17 protein-coding genes are annotated in these 16,566 nt (G+C 31.9%); all 17 read right to left on the bottom strand.

The window, feature by feature from the left end:
* Positions 1-11: 11 nt before the first annotated feature.
* Positions 12-872, bottom strand: coding sequence for a MinD/ParA family protein (locus T483_RS0119235; RefSeq protein ID WP_026888297.1), 861 nt, complete (start codon positions 870-872; stop codon positions 12-14).
* On the bottom strand, positions 866-2,212 hold the full coding sequence (flhF, locus tag T483_RS0119230) for a flagellar biosynthesis protein FlhF (RefSeq protein ID WP_026888296.1): 1,347 nt from the start codon (positions 2,210-2,212) through the stop codon (positions 866-868). Before flhF ends, T483_RS0119235 begins: the two co-directional genes overlap by 7 nt.
* A complete protein-coding gene (flhA, locus tag T483_RS0119225) occupies positions 2,213-4,279 on the bottom strand; it encodes a flagellar biosynthesis protein FlhA (RefSeq protein ID WP_026888295.1) in 2,067 nt (688 codons plus the stop codon).
* A gap of 106 nt (positions 4,280-4,385) precedes the next feature.
* Complete coding sequence (locus tag T483_RS0119220; protein ID WP_026888294.1) at positions 4,386-6,227, bottom strand: fused FliR family export protein/FlhB family type III secretion system protein; 1,842 nt, start codon at positions 6,225-6,227, stop codon at positions 4,386-4,388.
* A 13-nt stretch (positions 6,228-6,240) separates the two neighbouring features.
* Complete coding sequence (locus T483_RS0119215; RefSeq protein ID WP_026888293.1) at positions 6,241-6,510, bottom strand: flagellar biosynthetic protein FliQ; 270 nt, start codon at positions 6,508-6,510, stop codon at positions 6,241-6,243.
* 11 nt (positions 6,511-6,521) lie between these two features.
* Positions 6,522-7,301: a flagellar type III secretion system pore protein FliP gene (gene fliP, locus T483_RS0119210; RefSeq protein WP_026888292.1), complete on the bottom strand. Its 780-nt coding sequence runs from the start codon at positions 7,299-7,301 to the stop codon at positions 6,522-6,524.
* On the bottom strand, positions 7,291-7,689 hold the full coding sequence (locus T483_RS0119205) for a FliO/MopB family protein (protein ID WP_026888291.1): 399 nt from the start codon (positions 7,687-7,689) through the stop codon (positions 7,291-7,293). The genes fliP and T483_RS0119205 overlap by 11 nt, the downstream gene beginning before the upstream one ends.
* Before the next feature lie 9 nt (positions 7,690-7,698).
* Complete coding sequence (locus T483_RS0119200) at positions 7,699-8,190, bottom strand: flagellar basal body-associated FliL family protein (RefSeq protein ID WP_026888290.1); 492 nt, start codon at positions 8,188-8,190, stop codon at positions 7,699-7,701.
* Between the two features lie 229 nt (positions 8,191-8,419).
* Positions 8,420-8,611, bottom strand: a complete 192-nt coding sequence (locus T483_RS0119195) for a flagellar FlbD family protein (protein ID WP_026888289.1) — start codon at positions 8,609-8,611, stop codon at positions 8,420-8,422.
* A 246-nt stretch (positions 8,612-8,857) separates the two neighbouring features.
* A complete protein-coding gene (locus T483_RS0119190; protein ID WP_026888288.1) occupies positions 8,858-9,949 on the bottom strand; it encodes a flagellar hook-basal body complex protein in 1,092 nt (363 codons plus the stop codon).
* A 77-nt stretch (positions 9,950-10,026) separates the two neighbouring features.
* Positions 10,027-10,425, bottom strand: a complete 399-nt coding sequence (locus tag T483_RS0119185; RefSeq protein WP_026888287.1) for a TIGR02530 family flagellar biosynthesis protein — start codon at positions 10,423-10,425, stop codon at positions 10,027-10,029.
* On the bottom strand, positions 10,426-11,487 hold the full coding sequence (locus T483_RS0119180; protein ID WP_026888286.1) for a flagellar hook capping FlgD N-terminal domain-containing protein: 1,062 nt from the start codon (positions 11,485-11,487) through the stop codon (positions 10,426-10,428).
* An 11-nt stretch (positions 11,488-11,498) separates the two neighbouring features.
* Positions 11,499-12,842 (bottom strand): flagellar hook-length control protein FliK, encoded by a 1,344-nt coding sequence (locus T483_RS0119175; RefSeq protein WP_026888285.1) that lies wholly within the window; start codon positions 12,840-12,842, stop codon positions 11,499-11,501.
* A 93-nt stretch (positions 12,843-12,935) separates the two neighbouring features.
* Entirely contained in the window at positions 12,936-13,373 is a 438-nt protein-coding gene (fliJ, locus tag T483_RS0119170) for a flagellar export protein FliJ (protein WP_026888284.1), read from the bottom strand.
* A 13-nt stretch (positions 13,374-13,386) separates the two neighbouring features.
* On the bottom strand, positions 13,387-14,703 hold the full coding sequence (fliI, locus tag T483_RS0119165) for a flagellar protein export ATPase FliI (protein ID WP_026888283.1): 1,317 nt from the start codon (positions 14,701-14,703) through the stop codon (positions 13,387-13,389).
* Between the two features lie 75 nt (positions 14,704-14,778).
* The gene (locus tag T483_RS0119160) at positions 14,779-15,564 is read right to left on the bottom strand and encodes a FliH/SctL family protein (RefSeq protein ID WP_026888282.1); all 786 of its coding nucleotides are present in this window, start codon (positions 15,562-15,564) and stop codon (positions 14,779-14,781) included.
* A complete protein-coding gene (fliG, locus tag T483_RS0119155) occupies positions 15,548-16,564 on the bottom strand; it encodes a flagellar motor switch protein FliG (protein ID WP_026888281.1) in 1,017 nt (338 codons plus the stop codon). Before fliG ends, T483_RS0119160 begins: the two co-directional genes overlap by 17 nt.
* Positions 16,565-16,566: the final 2 nt, after the last annotated feature.

The following is a 16,566-nucleotide window of genomic DNA, read 5'->3' as shown; positions in this document are numbered from 1 at the left end:
TTAAAATCCTCCTATGAAAATATATTAAATAGTCTCTTAAATAATCCTTTTGCTCCATCTGATGAATCCGCTTCTTGTCCCAAAAGTTTTGTAGCTATCTTTTCTATATCCTTAGATGCATCACAATTTGGATATAATACAACAAAAGGTTTCTGCTGTCTAACACTCTGTACTAATTTTTTATCTTCTAAAATGCATCCTAAATATTCAACATCAATCTTTAAAAATTTAGTAACTGCTCTATTGAATTTATTATAGGTTTCTTCGCCTTCTTCTTTGGTAAACGCTTTATTTACAATTATTTTTGCCTTAGTCTTAAGATTATAGTGATCTGTTGCTTTAATCAAACTATATCCATCTGTAAGAGACGTAGGCTCAGGCGTAGTTACAATAATTAACTCTTCAGAAGCAGCTATAAAAGATAAAACATCTTTATTAACTCCAGCTCCTGTATCCATTAATATATAATCATATTCATCTAACGTTTCAAGTTTTTCTATAAATAATTTCTTTTGATCTTCTTCTAATTCTTGAGCCTTGCTCAAGGCTGATCCTGCTGGAATTAAATCAACTCCATTGGTTCCTGTTATAATTATATCCTTTATTTCCAAGTCAGTAAATATAATATCAAATATATTATGCTTGGGATATAATCCCATTAGTACATCATCATTTCCCATTCCTAAATCAGCATCAAAGACCAAAACTTTCTTTCCTTTGTTTTGAAGTAATATTGCCAAGTTCACAACAAAATTACTTTTCCCAACTCCACCTTTTCCAGATGTTACTGTTATAATTTTTGTAGTTGTCTTCTTTATTTCTTGCTCTTCATTGTTAATTAATTTTCGTAATGATTCAGCCTGATCTAGCATAGAATCTCCCCCCCTAGGATAAAATTAGCAATTTCTTCCTTTGTAGGTACCATTATATCATCTGGAACATTTTGCCCTATAGTTACAAAACTAACTGGCTTGTTAGCAAATTTAGCGATATTATATAAAGAACCATACACGGTAGTTTCATCAAGTTTAGTAATAATAACATTATCATATTCAAGACTTGAATAGCCTGTAAGTATAGATTTTATATCGCTATTTTTAGTAGTTGCACTTATTACCATATTCACATGATCAGGATTTGCTTTTTGAACAAAAGCTCTAAGCTCTGAAATTTGCATAGCGTTTTTACTACTTCTTCCTGTAGTATCTATAAGAACAACCTCACAGTTATTCATCGCTTCAATCGCATCTTCCATTTCCTTCATTGTAATTACAACTTTAAATGGTATATTCATTATTTCCGCATATGTTTTTAGTTGCTCGATAGCTCCAATTCTATATGTATCTACTGTAATTAATCCTACCTTCTTTTTTTCTATAAGTGCAAGTCTTCCGGCAAGCTTTGCTATTGTAGTTGTCTTACCAACACCTGTTGGACCTACTAATACTACGCGTCCACTCAAACTCTTAGTAGATACTAATATATCTCGTTCAAAGACTTCTCTCAAAGCTTCTATTTCCCCTAAAACTTCACCAGAATTCATATTCTCTATTGACTCTATAACTCCATCTTGTAATTCTTCATCAATATCCAAACTTTTTAATCTTTCCTTTAGAAAGTTTACTGAGACATCTTCGTTGGAAGTATTTTTTATAACTTTGCTTAATAAGCTCTTTAATTCATTTACTTCTTTATGTATCGATTCTATATTTGCCTCATTATTTCTAGCATTATCAATATAATCCGTATCTTTTTTCTCTTTAATGCTATTTTCCATTTTTATAATGCTACTTTTAATTTCCTGCTTATCTATAATTTCTTCATATCTGTTACTATTAGCTTCTTCCTTTTCAAGATTAGCATTATGCTCTAATATCTTATCTCTTATTGTATCAGCCTTATTGATTTCTCTTAAATCTTTTGAAGCCGATACTTCATCCTGCATTAATCTTTTAATGCTTTCTAATGAATTTTGAAATTCTTCATCCTTTTTATCGTACTTACTGCTATACTTATTAGAATTATTATTATCATCACTTTGCAAATTTTCAATAGCTGCTGTAACCTCTATTACTTTCTTAGAAAATAAGCCTTTTAAACCTGGCTTTCTAACCTTTCTCTGGCTTATTATAATAGCATCTTTTCCTAGCTCATATCTAATGCGAGTCAAACCTTCGTTCATATTTGCTACAAGATATTTTTTTATAATCATCTATATTCTTACGACTCCTTCACTATTAATTTGAACATCATTTGGCACTTCATTTAAAGAAATTACCATAATGTGAGGAAATACCATTTCGATTAACTTTCTAAATACAGCTCTTATATTTGGCGAAACAAGTATAAGAGGTTGATTATTGTAAAAATAAACTGATTCTACCGTATTCTTAATTCCTGTAAGTATTCTTGTAGTTGTATCTGGATCTACTGTTGGGAAAGATCCTTGTACCGATTTCTGAGTGTTGTTAGCTATCATTTCTTCTATACTTGGATCTAAAGTTACCACTGTAATTGTTCTATTCTCATCAACAACTTGGTTGCAAATAGTCCTAGCTAGTGCAAATCTAACATACTCAGTTAATACCTCTAAATCCCTAGTATTTTTCGCGTTATCGGCTAAAGATTCCATTATCGTAACAATGTCTTTAATTGGAACCTTTTCTCTAAGTAAATTTTGTAGCACTTTTTGAAGTTCACCAATACTTAACAAGTCTGGTATAAGTTCTTCAACAACTGCGCTATATTTTTCTTTAGCATTATCAACAATAAGTTTAACTTCTTGCCTTCCAAGCAATTCATATGAATGACTCTTTATAGTTTCAGTTAAGTGAGTTACCATTACTGTCGTTGGGTCAACTACAGTTAAGCCTTTAATTTCAGCTTCTTCTCTTTGATCTTTATTTATCCAGACTGCTGGAAGTCCAAAAGTCGGCTCAATTGTCTTTATACCAGGCATCTCTGAATTTTCTCCTGTTGGATCCATACAAAGGAGCATGCTTGGCATTAATTCAGAAGTAACAACCATTGTTCCTCTAATTTTTACTATGTACTCATTTGTCTTCAATTGGAGATTATCTCTAATTCTTATAGGTTGAACAACAATCCCCATTTCTATAGCACATTGCCTTCTAACAGATGCAATTCTTTGAAGTAAATCTCCACCAGATGCTTCATCAGCAAGAGGTATAAGTCCATATCCTATTTCAACTTCCATTGGTTCTACAGAAATTAAATTCATAACATTTTCCGGCTCTTTACGCTCCGCTTGAATAATTTCTTCTTCCTCTGACACAAATTCCTGTATCTCTTTAGCAGCTACATCTTTATATAGTAAGTAGGTTAATACCCCCATTGCTAAAGATGCTACAAAAAATGGAACTTTAGGCATGCTTGGTATAATGCCCAGAAACAACATAATTGCACTTGCAATCCCTGTCGCCACCGGAAAAGCTGTCAATTGAGCAGATAGTGTATTTCCTAAATTTTCTTCACTACCTGAACGTGTTACCAAAATACCTGAAGCTGTTGACACTAGTAGTGCTGGAACTTGGCTCACAAGACCATCTCCAACAGATAAAATCGTATATGTTTGAGCTGCTGCAGCTGCAGTCATATCTTTTTGAAGTACGCCAATTATCATACCACCAACGATGTTTATAATAGTAATTACAATACCTGCTACCGCATCACCTTTAACGAACTTAGATGCACCATCCATAGCACCGTAAAAATCTGCTTCTGATTGCAGATCTTTTCTTTTCTTCTTTGCCATAGCCTCATCTATTATTCCCGAATTTAAATCAGCATCAATGCTCATTTGCTTACCTGGCATTGCATCAAGTGTAAATCTTGCCGATACTTCAGCAACTCTTCCTGCACCGTTAGTAATAACCATAAATTGAATTACTACTATAATTAAGAATATTATAATACCAACTACATAATTTCCACGTATAACAAAGTTTCCAAAAGCTGTTATAATAGTTCCTGCATCTGCTTCTGTAAGTATAAGTCTTGTTGAAGATATGTTAAGTGCTAATCTAAACAATGTTGTAACCAACAATAATGTAGGGAAGACTGAAAGCTGCAATACATTCGTTGTAAACATTGTAATTAAAATTATAATTATAGAAATTGTTATATTTAAAGCTAAAAGTAAATCGATTAATTGTTTAGGCAAAGGTATTATTATCATAAGAACTATAGCTATAACACCAAATGCAATTAATACATCTAGATTATCTTTTACCCTTAATTTTCTATTGCCAAACTCCAAAGTTCAAACCTCCCTTTTTGATCAATTCACAGTGCATAATCCACAATTCACAGCTTCTGTAAGAATTTCAACCTAAATTGTGCATTATACATTGTGCATTTAAATTTTATTTTTTCTTAAGTTTCATTACCACTACCAATATTTCTGCTACAGCTTGATATAAATCTTGCGGTATATCGTCATCTATTTCTACCCTATCATACATAAGCCTTGCAAGAGGCTTATTTTCAATAACTGGGACTTCATTTTCTTTCGCAATACTTTTTATTTTAAATGCTACATAATCAGCACCTTTCGCCACAATTTTAGGTGCTTCCATATCTTTTCCTTCTTCATATTTTATAGCAATTGCTAAGTGAGTAGGATTTGTTATTACAACTGTAGCATCTGCAACAGATTGCATCATTCTTTTCATTCCTAATTCCCTTTGCCTTTGCTTAATTTTCCCTTTTAGCTTAGGATCTCCTTCAGATTGTTTGTACTCATCTTTAATTTCCTGCTTAGTCATTCTCATCTCTTTATTATGCATTCTAACTTGTAGAAAATAATCAATTGCTGCAATAATAACCAATACAATGCATATCTGTTTAAAAATTCCTACAACTAATTTTTTAACTTCTTCGCTTAAAGAAGGTAAATATAAATTTGAAATTCCTAGGATACTTTGGTAGTTTCCCGCTATGTATTTATAACAAATAATTGATATTATTGTTATTATAATTAAATTTTTAGATAAATCCACCATACTCCTTTTGGATATCATGTTCTTTAATCCATTTAAGGGATTTAATTTTCCAAAGGATGGTTTTAAAGGTTCAGCAGTTATTAGAAAACCTGTTTGCAGTAAGCTTGCAATAATTCCTCCAACCATTATAGGTAATGCAAAAGGTAATAAATAACTTCCTATCTTTATAACAGTAGTAATTCCTAAATTGGAAATAGTTGCATTATCAAAATCTTTTATCATTGGAAAATTCAAAAAATAGATCAGAACATCTTTAAATCCATTTGTTAACATTCCCCATAAAGATGATATTAATAACGTGCAAATAACCATTGTAATTGCTACTGATACATCTTTACTTCTAGCTATTTGTCCTTTATTTCTAGATTCTGATCTTTTCTTAGGAGTTGCTTCTTCAGTTTTATCATCACCAGCAAAAATTAAAACTAAGGGTACTGCCGGTATTAAATTAACTATTTCCCGGAAAATACTTGGCAGATTGTATATAGCTGTTCCAATTAACTTTAACATTAACGGAAGCAGTATAATATATGTAATAAGTCCTAATAAATTTTTTATTGGCATCCCAAAAATCATAATTGGAATTGTTGGTACTGTTCTAGAAATTAACCCTAAACATACATCAGTTATAACTATTATCAAAACTATTGGTATTGCTATTTTAACGCCTAAAGCAAAATAGCTAAAAATAGTTTTCATAACGCCCATTAAAGTTTCCTGATAGACTATAGTTTTACCAATAGGTACTATCTTTGTACTTTCAACCAGCATATTTATAACAACATGATGTCCATCAACTATAAAAAAGAAAGCTAAAGAAACAAAATATGATAAATTTCCAAGTAAAGTCGATGTAGTCTGAGTTGTCGGATCTAGCACTGATACCATAGAAAAACCTGCATGGATATCCATCCATTCTCCCGCCAACTTTACCACTTGGAAAATCAAATTGGTTATAAATCCCAATATTAAGCCAGACATTATTTCACTTATAGCATAAAACATCAACATGTAGCCACTATTTAAAGCACTCAATGTAGAATGATCTATCCCTGCTACAATTCCAAATGATAATATAAGTGAAAATACTCCTTGCATAATTTGAGGTGTTCCAGTTGGAAAAAATATTTGAACAGCTATAAAATATGAGGTTATTCTCAAAAAAATTAGAAACAATGCAAGAAAGTAGGATATATCCACCATACTGTCCTACCCCCTATGTAATAACTTTTGAAATCAAATCAAAAATCCTGGTTGTGAAAGACATAATTGTTTCAAGCATCCAGCTTCCTAAAAATATTCCAACAATTGCTGCTGCTATTAACTTAGGAACAAATGTTAATGTCTGCTCTTGTATTTGAGTTGTAGCTTGTATAATACTTATAGCTAACCCCAACACTAGAACTACTATTAATATAGGTGCTGATACTTTCGCCGCTGTTATTATTGTATCCTTAACTACAGCATTAAGCATTGTCTGCGTCATCTTATTTCACCTCACATAAAACTCTGTATTAAAGATTTCACCAGTAAATACCAACCATCTACCATTACAAACAATATCAATTTAAAAGGCAATGATACCATTGTAGGAGGTAACATAAACATACCCATAGACATCAGCACACTAGATACTACCATGTCTATAACTAAAAACGGTAAATATATTAAAAATCCTATTTGAAAGGCTGTCTTTAATTCACTTATCGCAAAGGCTGGAATTAATGTTGTAAATGAAACATTCTCTTTTGTTAAATTCTCTTTATCTACTCCACCTATTTCAACAAATAACTCTAAATCCTTTTCCCTTGTTTGTTTGAGCATAAATGATTTTAGAGGTTTAGATGCCTCTTCAAATGCCTGATCCTGAGTTATTTTATTCTCCAAATATGGTTGTATTGCTTTGGTATTTACCTCATTATAAACAGGTTGCATAATAAATAAAGTTAAAAATATAGCAAGCCCTGTCAATATTTGATTTGGAACAGCTTGTTGTACTCCCATTGCACTCTTAAGAAATGAAAACACTACCACTATTCTAGTAAAAGATGTCATCATTATCACTATTGATGGCAATAATGATAGTATTGTAAAAAATATCAATATTTTAATACTCGACACATAATCCTGCGGTGTGCTACTTCCGTCTCCAAAAGATATATTTAGTTGCGGCACGCTTGTACTACTTGGAGCTGCAGATGCACTTATAGTGCAAAATATCATAATCCCAAGAGCCATCATGAAGGTAAATGCAATTCTCTTTTTATTATTTTTCATGCTTCTCTTCCTTTGATTTTATATTCTTTGTAATCTTAGAAAAGTTCTTTTTCGATTTTAATATTAAATTAGTATAATATTCTGCCATTTCCTGCGATGCTTTCTTTTTATCTTCTTCAATATTATCAATTTCTTCTTTTGATAACTCTGATAATTTTTCCATATGGCCTGCAGTACTAGTCATTATATATCCTTTTTCTCCGATTTTAACTATTAATATAGAATTATCTTTTGTTACTTGTACTCTTTCAATAACCTTAATATATTTATTACTATTAATAACATTAAATTTTGAATTTGCTAACTTAAAACTTAAAAATATTAATCCTAAAGTAACTCCCAAGGCCAAAATAAGCTGTACAATCATTCCTAAAAATCCAAAATCCATCTCTATTACCTACTGAATTATCATGCTTTTAAATCTAACATCAGTAATCTTGCCTTTTGTTAAATCCTTATTAATAGAATCAATTAATTGTCTTTTTATAGAATCCCTATTCGCTACATTATTTAAATAATCAGCTTTTTGGCTCTTAAAGAAAAATATAATATCATCTCTTACAACTACTTGATTAGCTGTTAATTCATCCTTTAGTTTAGTTTTAGTCTTATCATAACCTAAAGAAAGTTCCCCCTTAAAAAATCTTTTGCCACCTTCATCACCTAAATTTACTGTAAATTCAGCTAAATCCATATACTCATTTTCAACAACAACTTCTTGAGCATCTACTGTTTTTTGGGTTTTGAAAAATAAATACATTCCACCGAATGCCGCTGATCCCAATACTAATAATCCTAAAATAAATAAAACTATCATAAGACCTTTACTACTTTTACCTGATTTTTCACCTTTTTCTTTTTCCTTGTCCTTACCTTTTCCTAAAGCCACTATTACCACTCCTTACCACTTGCAACAATTAAAGTATTAACTTTTTTATTATTAGCTTTATCTGATGTCTAGCCACTGTAGCATTCCCATCTTCTATTAAAGCGGGAGACAACAGTGCCACGACCCTAGATAAGTTCAACTAACCTTCAGTTGAAAATCCACCCTCAAGGGGCACCTGGAAATCTCCCTCTGAAGCTAAGTTTCACTTTATTTTAATAAAATTTTATAATTATATTTTATAAGTAAATATTTTGTTTTTGTATTTTATAACGGCCTGTCTAACTTCTTCTATGCTTTCAAGTACTATATATTTTCTTCCATTGGTTAATGTAATTATTGTTTCAGGCACTTCTTCTATTTTTTCAATATGATCTGCATTTAATATGAAGTGCTCATGGTTCATTCCAGTTACATCTATCATAAAATCCTCACCCCTTTAATAATAAACTGTACAGTTCACAATACACACTTAATTATTATTATATTCACTATATTATTTAAAGTATATAGATTTTAAGTAATACTATAACTTACCAACTGTGCATTGTGAATTGTGCACTATAAAACATATTACTGATAAGTAAAATACTCTGCTAATATTTAATTGCAAGTTGAGCTTTCACTCAACCTGCTTTAATATAATATTATTTATCTTTTATTATCTAAGCTATCTCATAAGCCCAGTAATTGTTTGTAGAATTTCATCTCCTGTAGTTACCATCTTTGAGGCAGCTTGGAAACTTCTAGTTGCTGTAATCATATCTGTAAATTGTTCTGTTAAATCTACATTTGAACCTTCAAGTGCTCCTTGAATTAAAGATCCAAAACCACCTTGATTGCCTGTTGGAGTAGTTGTAGAAGATGATCCGCTAGTAGCTACCTTTCCAGTTTTATAAACTATAGGCCCTGAATTAGAAGAATTTATGCACATATTACCACCAAGATCAGTCAATCCTTCTGGATTTTTGAAACTTGCCATAGCAATTTGACCAATTGCAGCTCTCTTACCATCTCCTAATACAGCTGTAATAACACCATCTTTTCCGATTTCAAATTTCTTAACAGGCTGTGTTACCGCACCTGATGCACCTGGTGTCCCTGAAATAGTAACACTATCTGGTATAACCAAAGGTCTCATTGTACTATCAGACACTGTTAAATCTTTAGAATCTGCATTTACATAGTTAGCATTTATAACATTATTTGTTGAATCATAAGCTAAACTTTTAGCACTAGCAGTTCCACCAGCATTTGTAGAGCTAGTTAAATAATATCCCATTACTCTATGTCCATCAGATGTTAATAAATTTCCTTGGTAATCTAACGTAAGATTTCCATCCCTTGTAAACAAGGTTTCTGAAATTTCTCCTGTAGCATCAGAAGCTGCTGTATCTGGTTCACCAGTACTTTGATTGGCACCAATTCCCGAATTCAAATCTCCTTTAGATACTACCATGTATCCATCACCATCAATACATACATCAAGGCTTCTACCTGTTGATAATGCATTACCTTGTCCCATAACTTTGTTAATACTTGAAAGCTGTGCTCCAAGTCCTATCTGTTTAGCATTTGTACCTCCAAGCACTGAAGTCGGTGCTGTTGCCTCTGAAGAATTTTGATAAAGCATATCCTTAAATCTTGCACTTGAAGATTTAAATCCTGTTGTTCCTACGTTTGCTATATTATTACCTATAACGTCTAATTTAGTTTGGTTAACCTTCATTCCGCTTATCCCAGAATACATACATCTTAACATAAACATACCTCCCAATCTTTTTTAATTATAACTTGTCTCTATCGTTCAACAAGCCTAGGCTTCCTTTTAGGTCCAGCCTATAAAATTACTACGCTATCTACGTTCGTAAATATATTATCTTTTGCTCTATCCTTTTCCACAGCTGTTATTAAAGTCTTATTTTCAACACTAGCAATTAATGCAATATCTTTATATAACATAACTGTATTTTTAGAATTTTTATCTTGAGCTATTTTAAACCCCTTTTGTATTTGTTCCATATCTTCTTTAGTAAAATTAATCTCATTTAATCTTGAAGCCGCATGTTTTGATACATTAAAACTCTGATCTTTATTTTTAACATCATCCAGTACATCTTGAAAGCTTGCTTCCTTCTGTTTGCCACTAGGATTATTACCTATAGTCTTTTGGGAATTTGCAAATTGCCCAATATTCCCTATAGAATAAGCTTGCCCATTAATAATTCTATAACTCATTTATACACCTGCTATTTTAGCTAAAATTGCATTTTCTGTAGCTGTCAAATCACTAGTTGCACTTGAAAGGGTATTTATTGTGCCATTTGAAGATGCACTTGCAGTATTATTTTCTGCTTCGGTATTAGTGTTTGTGGAATTAGTTGCAGTTCCAGTATTACTTGCTGTTCCTGTATTAGTACTTGTAGCATTATTTGATGTTTCACTATTTGTATTAGTACCTGTCGAGCTAGAATTAGTAGTTGTTCCGCTACCACTAGAACTACTGTTACTCGAGCTGTTTGTACCTGTTTCACTTGTACTTCCGTTAGTAGTAGTGCTATTTAAATTCACTTTCATATCATCGTCCGCCAAATCACCAGCTCTTACTATATCTCCATAATCATAAGTCTTAGTTTGTCCTGTTGGCTTACCGTTATCGTCCAAAACATCAACTTTTATCTTTACAGTAGGACCGCTGACAATATCAATATAAGCACCAGTAATCTTTCCTTTTATTAAAACAGTCTTCTTATTATCATCTAAAGTTGCTATCACAACTTTTTCTTGTTTATTAGCTAAAGCTGAAGCAGCTAAGAAATCAGAATTAAGAGCAGTTCTACTATTTGCGTTAGTATTGGAATCAGTAGCTTGCACAGTACCGATTATATTTTCAACAGCAACTTTTTCTTCTTTTCCATTAACTAACATGTTCAAATATGTTCCACCAGATTCTTTTAACACTTGAGTTACATAACCTTGTATATATGAGCCATTATCGTCTTTTTCATTGGTTATTACTGTTCTACCAACCATTTGCTGGTACGATGAATCTGACATAGTAGTATTTAAATTCTGCATTTGTTCCATGGATGCAAATTGAGCCATTTGACTTACATACGCACTAGAATCTTGATTTTGGGTTGGATCCAGATTACTTAATTGAGCAGATAATATTTTTAAAAATGAATTTTTATCCATAGTATTATCCGTTTTCTTTAAAATCTTAGTTCCTTTATCAGTTGTCCCTGAACTCGCAACATTTACTGTTGAATCATTTAATGGACTTAATGTAGTACTCATACTTCTACCTCCTATGCAAAAAATTCTATATTACTATCATTAGCTTCAATATTCTCCACTAAATCTTCTTCACTGGCTGCTAAATTATTTCCTGCATTACTATTTCTAGTATTGTTTCTTCTTTCTTCCTCTGAAAGCTGTCCACCAAAACTTTGATCGCTAAAAAATGTAGTATCATCTTGATAAAGATCAATATTTACATCTGCTATTTTCAAGTTTTGCTCTCCAAGCTGCTTTTTAATATCTGATAAATTTTGTGAAATCAAAGCACTTGTTTCTTTTGAATTAGCTTTTAGGTTCGCTTTTATTAAGCCATCCTCTTGAACAAGTTTTATAGTTATCTCCCCTAAATTCCCTGGGTTTACTTTAACAGTTAATTCCTTTAGTGAATTAGTATTCATAAACTTAACATCTTTTATTAAATCATCAGCAAAAGTAGCTTTATTAATTGTAAGTCCTCTAGCGTTATTTACACTTTGATTCTGTATTGCTGAAGCTCTAGATGCAAATAAGTTAATTTTGTTTAAGGAATCATCCTTATTATCATCAACTAAGGAATTTAAAAACTTTTCCTCTTTTGAAGCTGTCGGAGTATTATTTTTTGATGCTGAAGAATCTTCGCTTTCACCATTGTCTTGAGAATAATTTTTGCTTAGCATATCTTCAAGTGTTAAAACTTTATTACCTGCATTCTGCTTATTTTCTAGCAAATCAGATATTTCAGACATTATTCCTTTTAAATTACTTTTAGTAGATTCTGTAGCATTTTCTTTAATACTACCATTCAAATTTCCTAAAAGTTTTTCCATTAAGTTTAAAGAACTAACATCTAACTTACTCTTTACGGAATCATTTTTTAGTAACTCAACTATCTTTTCCATAATACTATTTAAACCACCATTAGATAATGTGCTATTAGTTCCATCAACTCCCAATTTAGAATTAATTGCTCCATTGGCATTTATGTTATCTTGTTTTATCCCTAATTTAGCAAGTAAGCTTAGCAGTTCTGATAATATGTCCTTCATTTTATCCTTCGATGCTGACTTACTTTCCTTCTCTAACTCCTCAAGCTTTTCATTTAATTCATTTGTATCATCAGTATTCTCAACGCCAGCTGAATTTTGGCTTTGATTTACAGAAGATATATATCTATCCTTTTCATCAGCTTTAGAATCACTTTTTGATTTTAATACATTTCTAAAATCATCTTTCCTAGAAGTGTATGAATTATTTAGCGTCTTAGTAACTTCCGAAGTAGATTTGCTTTCAAAATTTGTATTAGACGTAAATGACTTTAACATACTATCTAAGCTGTTTGACGAATTATTTGAATTTTTTGTAGCTGTAACCATTATTTTCACCTCCCTTCAAGTAGTCCAATTCTATAAATTGAAATTTAATTAAGATTAACTCCACCTCTATCTCTAAATCATAGATTAATATTTTTAATTTTTCTGATTTCTCACATACGCATAAAGAGCCAACTCATCAATATTGATTTGTTCAATTCTATCCTGTTCTTTAACATATTCAGAATACTTCTTTTCCTTTAAGGTCTGAACAGTTTTTCTCTCCATCTGCTTAACTGTTAAATCTTTTCTTCTATTTTCAATCTCCTGATTTTTGACAGCTAAATCTTTCTCTGTAGATTTTATTCCACTTTGAACACCTTGGATATAGTATCTTTTTAATTTCTGATATACCACATCCTCATTTGGAGATATGCCGTTATATTTTTGATAATTTTCCTTAAGTTCTTCTAATTTTTCTTCAATCTTGTTTTTCTCTCTCTGACTTTCAGTAAATAATCTTTTGCTTTCTTCTTCTTTTTCCATTCTCATTTCAAGGAGCTTTTCTAAGCCAAACTTAAATCTCTCAGCCAAAATAGAACCTCCCTTATCTAAACATTGATATTAAAGAATTTTGTGTACCTTCAAAAGACGATTTTTCATCAATTCCCTGACATAGGAAATCATTTAATGCATCATTGTAGTTGATTGCCATATCAATCTTTTTATTGCTACCTTTAACATAAGCTCCTATATTTATTAAATCCTCAGAGTCCTTATAAGTTGCTAAAAGATCTCTTGCCATAGATGCAGCTTCCTTATGTTCTTTAGGTGCTATTGTGTTCATAAGTCTACTGACACTATTTAAAATATCAATAGCCGGATAATGATTTTTATGAGCTAAAGTTCTTGATAAAACTATATGACCATCTAATATTCCTCTAACAGCATCTGCTATAGGCTCATTAAAATCATCGCCATCAACAAGCACAGTATAAAAGGCAGTTATTGATCCATCTATAGATGTTCCAGATCTCTCCATGAGCTTAGGTAGTTTTGCAAATACTGAAGGCGTATATCCTTTAGTAGCTGGAGGTTCCCCTATTGCAAGTCCAACTTCTCTCTGTGCCATTGCAAATCTAGTAACTGAATCCATCATAAGAATTACTTTTTTGCCTTTATCTCTGAAATATTCGGCGATAGCTGTAGCTGTCAATGCTCCTTTAAGTCTTATTAATGCTGGCTTATCTGATGTAGCACATACTACAACAGATTTTTTCATGCCTTCTGGCCCTAGATCATTTTCTATAAATTCCAGAACTTCTCTACCTCTTTCACCTATTAGTGAAATAACATTAACATCAGCTTTTGCCTCTCTTGCTATCATTCCTAGTGTAGTACTTTTTCCGACTCCACTACCTGCAAAGATACCAATTCTCTGACCATCCCCACAAGTTAAGAAACCATCTATTGCTCTTACTCCAGTTGGCATTATTTCTTTTATTCTTTTTCTCTTTAATGGATCTGGCGCATCATTTTCTAGTGGATACTCTTCTCCATCCATAGATATACTATCGCAGTCTAAAGGATTCCCAAGTCCATCTATGATATGACCAAGTAGCTTATCTGAACATTTTACACTTAACGGCTTACGTTGTGGTACAACTCTACATCCAGGCGAAATTCCTATGAGCTCATCAAGCGGCATTAGAATTACAAATTCATCTCTAAATCCAACAACTTCACAATTTACAGGAACATTTTTCTCATTATATATTATGCAAAGTTCACCAACAAAAGCCTTAATGCCCCGTACTTCAATAGTAAGCCCTATTACTTTCTTAACAACGCCTTCACTATATATTGTTGAAGTATCACTTGCTTTTTTAATAAGTTTATCAAAATCCACGTCTAAATCTAGCATTTAGAACTACCCCTTTACAATGGACAATTCACAATAACTTTTCACTTATCTCAATAATTATGAATTATCACCTAATTATCCTAATATTGCTTTTCGTATTTGTTCCATTCCAATATTTACGCCTACTTTTACCATCCCACTATTTTTTTCTAAAACTGCATTTCCTGGTTCCATAAAATCATCTGCAATCACAAAGATTTCATTTTTTATATTATATGATACCTTCCATCTTTCCACTTGAGATTTTAATTCTTCAAAATGGATTGAATTTACCTTTAAAATAACATTTTCTTCTCCCTTAGAAATTTTAAAAGCTTCTTCAATAATATCATTCATTGAATCATCATTACTCAATGCTTTTTTTGCAATATTCTCTGCAATTTCTAGTGCCAATTTTACTATCTGATTTTTTTTATTTTCTAGATATCTTTCATAGTTATCATGAGCTGATTTCAGCAGCGATTCTGCTTTATTAACAATTTCTGCCGCCTCTGCCCTTGCACTTTCAATTGTTTCATCATAAGCTTTCTTATACCCATCATCATATCCATTTTCTAATCCTTGAGCATATCCTTTTTCATATGCTTTTTTCTCTGAAGCATTGGCATCCATTTGTGCCCTTAAAACAATAATCTGCTTCTCGTTTTTAGCATCCTGTATTATCCTTTGACCAATATCTTCATACCTTTTTAGAAGTTCTTCTGGATCAATCTGTGGAGCTTTTACTACAATTTCTTCTTCCTCTTTTTCCTCTTCTATTTCTTCAGATGCTGCCTTTTTACTAACATACTCTGTTGAAATAACTTTACTTGTTCCGGACTTTGCAAAGTCCTTTTTTATTAATTTATACGATGATTGCATCTTCTCCACCTCTTGCAATGATGATTTCATTAGCATCATCTAGTCTTCTAATAACAGAAACAATCTTTTGTTGTGCTTTTTCAACATCCATAAGCCTTACTGGTCCTAAGAATTCCATATCTTCCTTTAATGAAGCTGCGGCTCTCTTAGATTGATTCCTGTATATAGAATTTGCCACCTCATCAGAACATCCTTTAAGTGCAAGTGCAAGGTCTCCTACTTCCACTTCTCTAAGAATTCTTTGGATAGATACATCATCAAGAGAGATAATATCTTCAAATACAAACATTGAACTCTTAACTTTATCTGCAAGTTCTGCATCTTCTCTTTCTAATCCTTCTGTAATATTCTTTTCTGTTGTTCTATCAACTGCATTTAATATGCTAACTAAAGTTTCTACACCACCTAAAGTCGTCATTTCAGTTCTTACTACTGAAGATAACTTGCTCTCAAGTACAGATTCAATTTCTTTAATTACCATTGGTGAAGTATTGCTCATAGTTGCTATTCTATAAGCAACTTCACTTTGAGTTTCTTCTGGTAATTCAGCCATAACTTGTGCCGCTTTATCTGGCTGCAAGTAACATAAAATTAAAGCTATAGTTTGAGGCTGCTCTGATATAATTACATTTAATAATTGATGAGAATCTGCCTTTCTTGCAATTGAGAAAGGTCTGTATTGAGCTGTAGCCTCAGATACCTTATCTAATATTTCACCAGCTCTTTGAGTTCCTAACGCTTTTGATAATAAAGTTTTGGCATAATCCATGCCACCTTCAATTATATAATCTCTGGCTTTATTCATCTGATAAAACTCATTTAATATTTCTTCTCTTTGTTCTGGTGTAACAGACGTAATATTAGCAATTTCATAAGTTATTTTTTGTATATCTGCCTCTGGTAGTTTTTTCAATATCCCCGATGAGGCTTCAGGTCCAAGAGTTATAAATAATATTGCTGCCTTATGCACCCCTGTCAATTGATTTGGTTCTTTTGACATAG

Origin of the sequence: Clostridium beijerinckii HUN142 (assembly GCF_000621745.1) — a bacterium.
Lineage (GTDB): Bacteria > Bacillota > Clostridia > Clostridiales > Clostridiaceae > Clostridium > Clostridium beijerinckii_A.
Note: the sequence above shows the minus strand (reverse complement) of the source record. Positions and strands in the feature narration are given on the sequence as shown.

Bases quoted from the DNA above. Each gene is read 5' to 3' on its own strand.
- T483_RS0119235 (WP_026888297.1), bottom strand. From the start codon at position 872: ATGCTAGATCAGGCTGAATCATTACGAAAATTAATTAACAATGAAGAG.
- flhF (WP_026888296.1), bottom strand. From the start codon at position 2,212: ATGATTATAAAAAAATATCTTGTAGCAAATATGAACGAAGGTTTGACT.
- T483_RS0119220 (WP_026888294.1), bottom strand. From the start codon at position 6,227: ATGGTGGATATATCCTACTTTCTTGCATTGTTTCTAATTTTTTTGAGA.
- T483_RS0119215 (WP_026888293.1), bottom strand. From the start codon at position 6,510: ATGACGCAGACAATGCTTAATGCTGTAGTTAAGGATACAATAATAACA.
- fliP (WP_026888292.1), bottom strand. From the start codon at position 7,301: ATGAAAAATAATAAAAAGAGAATTGCATTTACCTTCATGATGGCTCTT.
- T483_RS0119205 (WP_026888291.1), bottom strand. From the start codon at position 7,689: ATGGATTTTGGATTTTTAGGAATGATTGTACAGCTTATTTTGGCCTTG.
- T483_RS0119195 (WP_026888289.1), bottom strand. From the start codon at position 8,611: ATGATAGATGTAACTGGAATGAACCATGAGCACTTCATATTAAATGCA.
- T483_RS0119190 (WP_026888288.1), bottom strand. From the start codon at position 9,949: ATGTTAAGATGTATGTATTCTGGGATAAGCGGAATGAAGGTTAACCAA.
- T483_RS0119185 (WP_026888287.1), bottom strand. From the start codon at position 10,425: ATGAGTTATAGAATTATTAATGGGCAAGCTTATTCTATAGGGAATATT.
- T483_RS0119180 (WP_026888286.1), bottom strand. From the start codon at position 11,487: ATGAGTACTACATTAAGTCCATTAAATGATTCAACAGTAAATGTTGCG.
- T483_RS0119175 (WP_026888285.1), bottom strand. From the start codon at position 12,842: ATGGTTACAGCTACAAAAAATTCAAATAATTCGTCAAACAGCTTAGAT.
- fliI (WP_026888283.1), bottom strand. From the start codon at position 14,703: ATGCTAGATTTAGACGTGGATTTTGATAAACTTATTAAAAAAGCAAGT.
- T483_RS0119160 (WP_026888282.1), bottom strand. From the start codon at position 15,564: ATGCAATCATCGTATAAATTAATAAAAAAGGACTTTGCAAAGTCCGGA.
- fliG (WP_026888281.1), bottom strand. From the start codon at position 16,564: ATGTCAAAAGAACCAAATCAATTGACAGGGGTGCATAAGGCAGCAATA.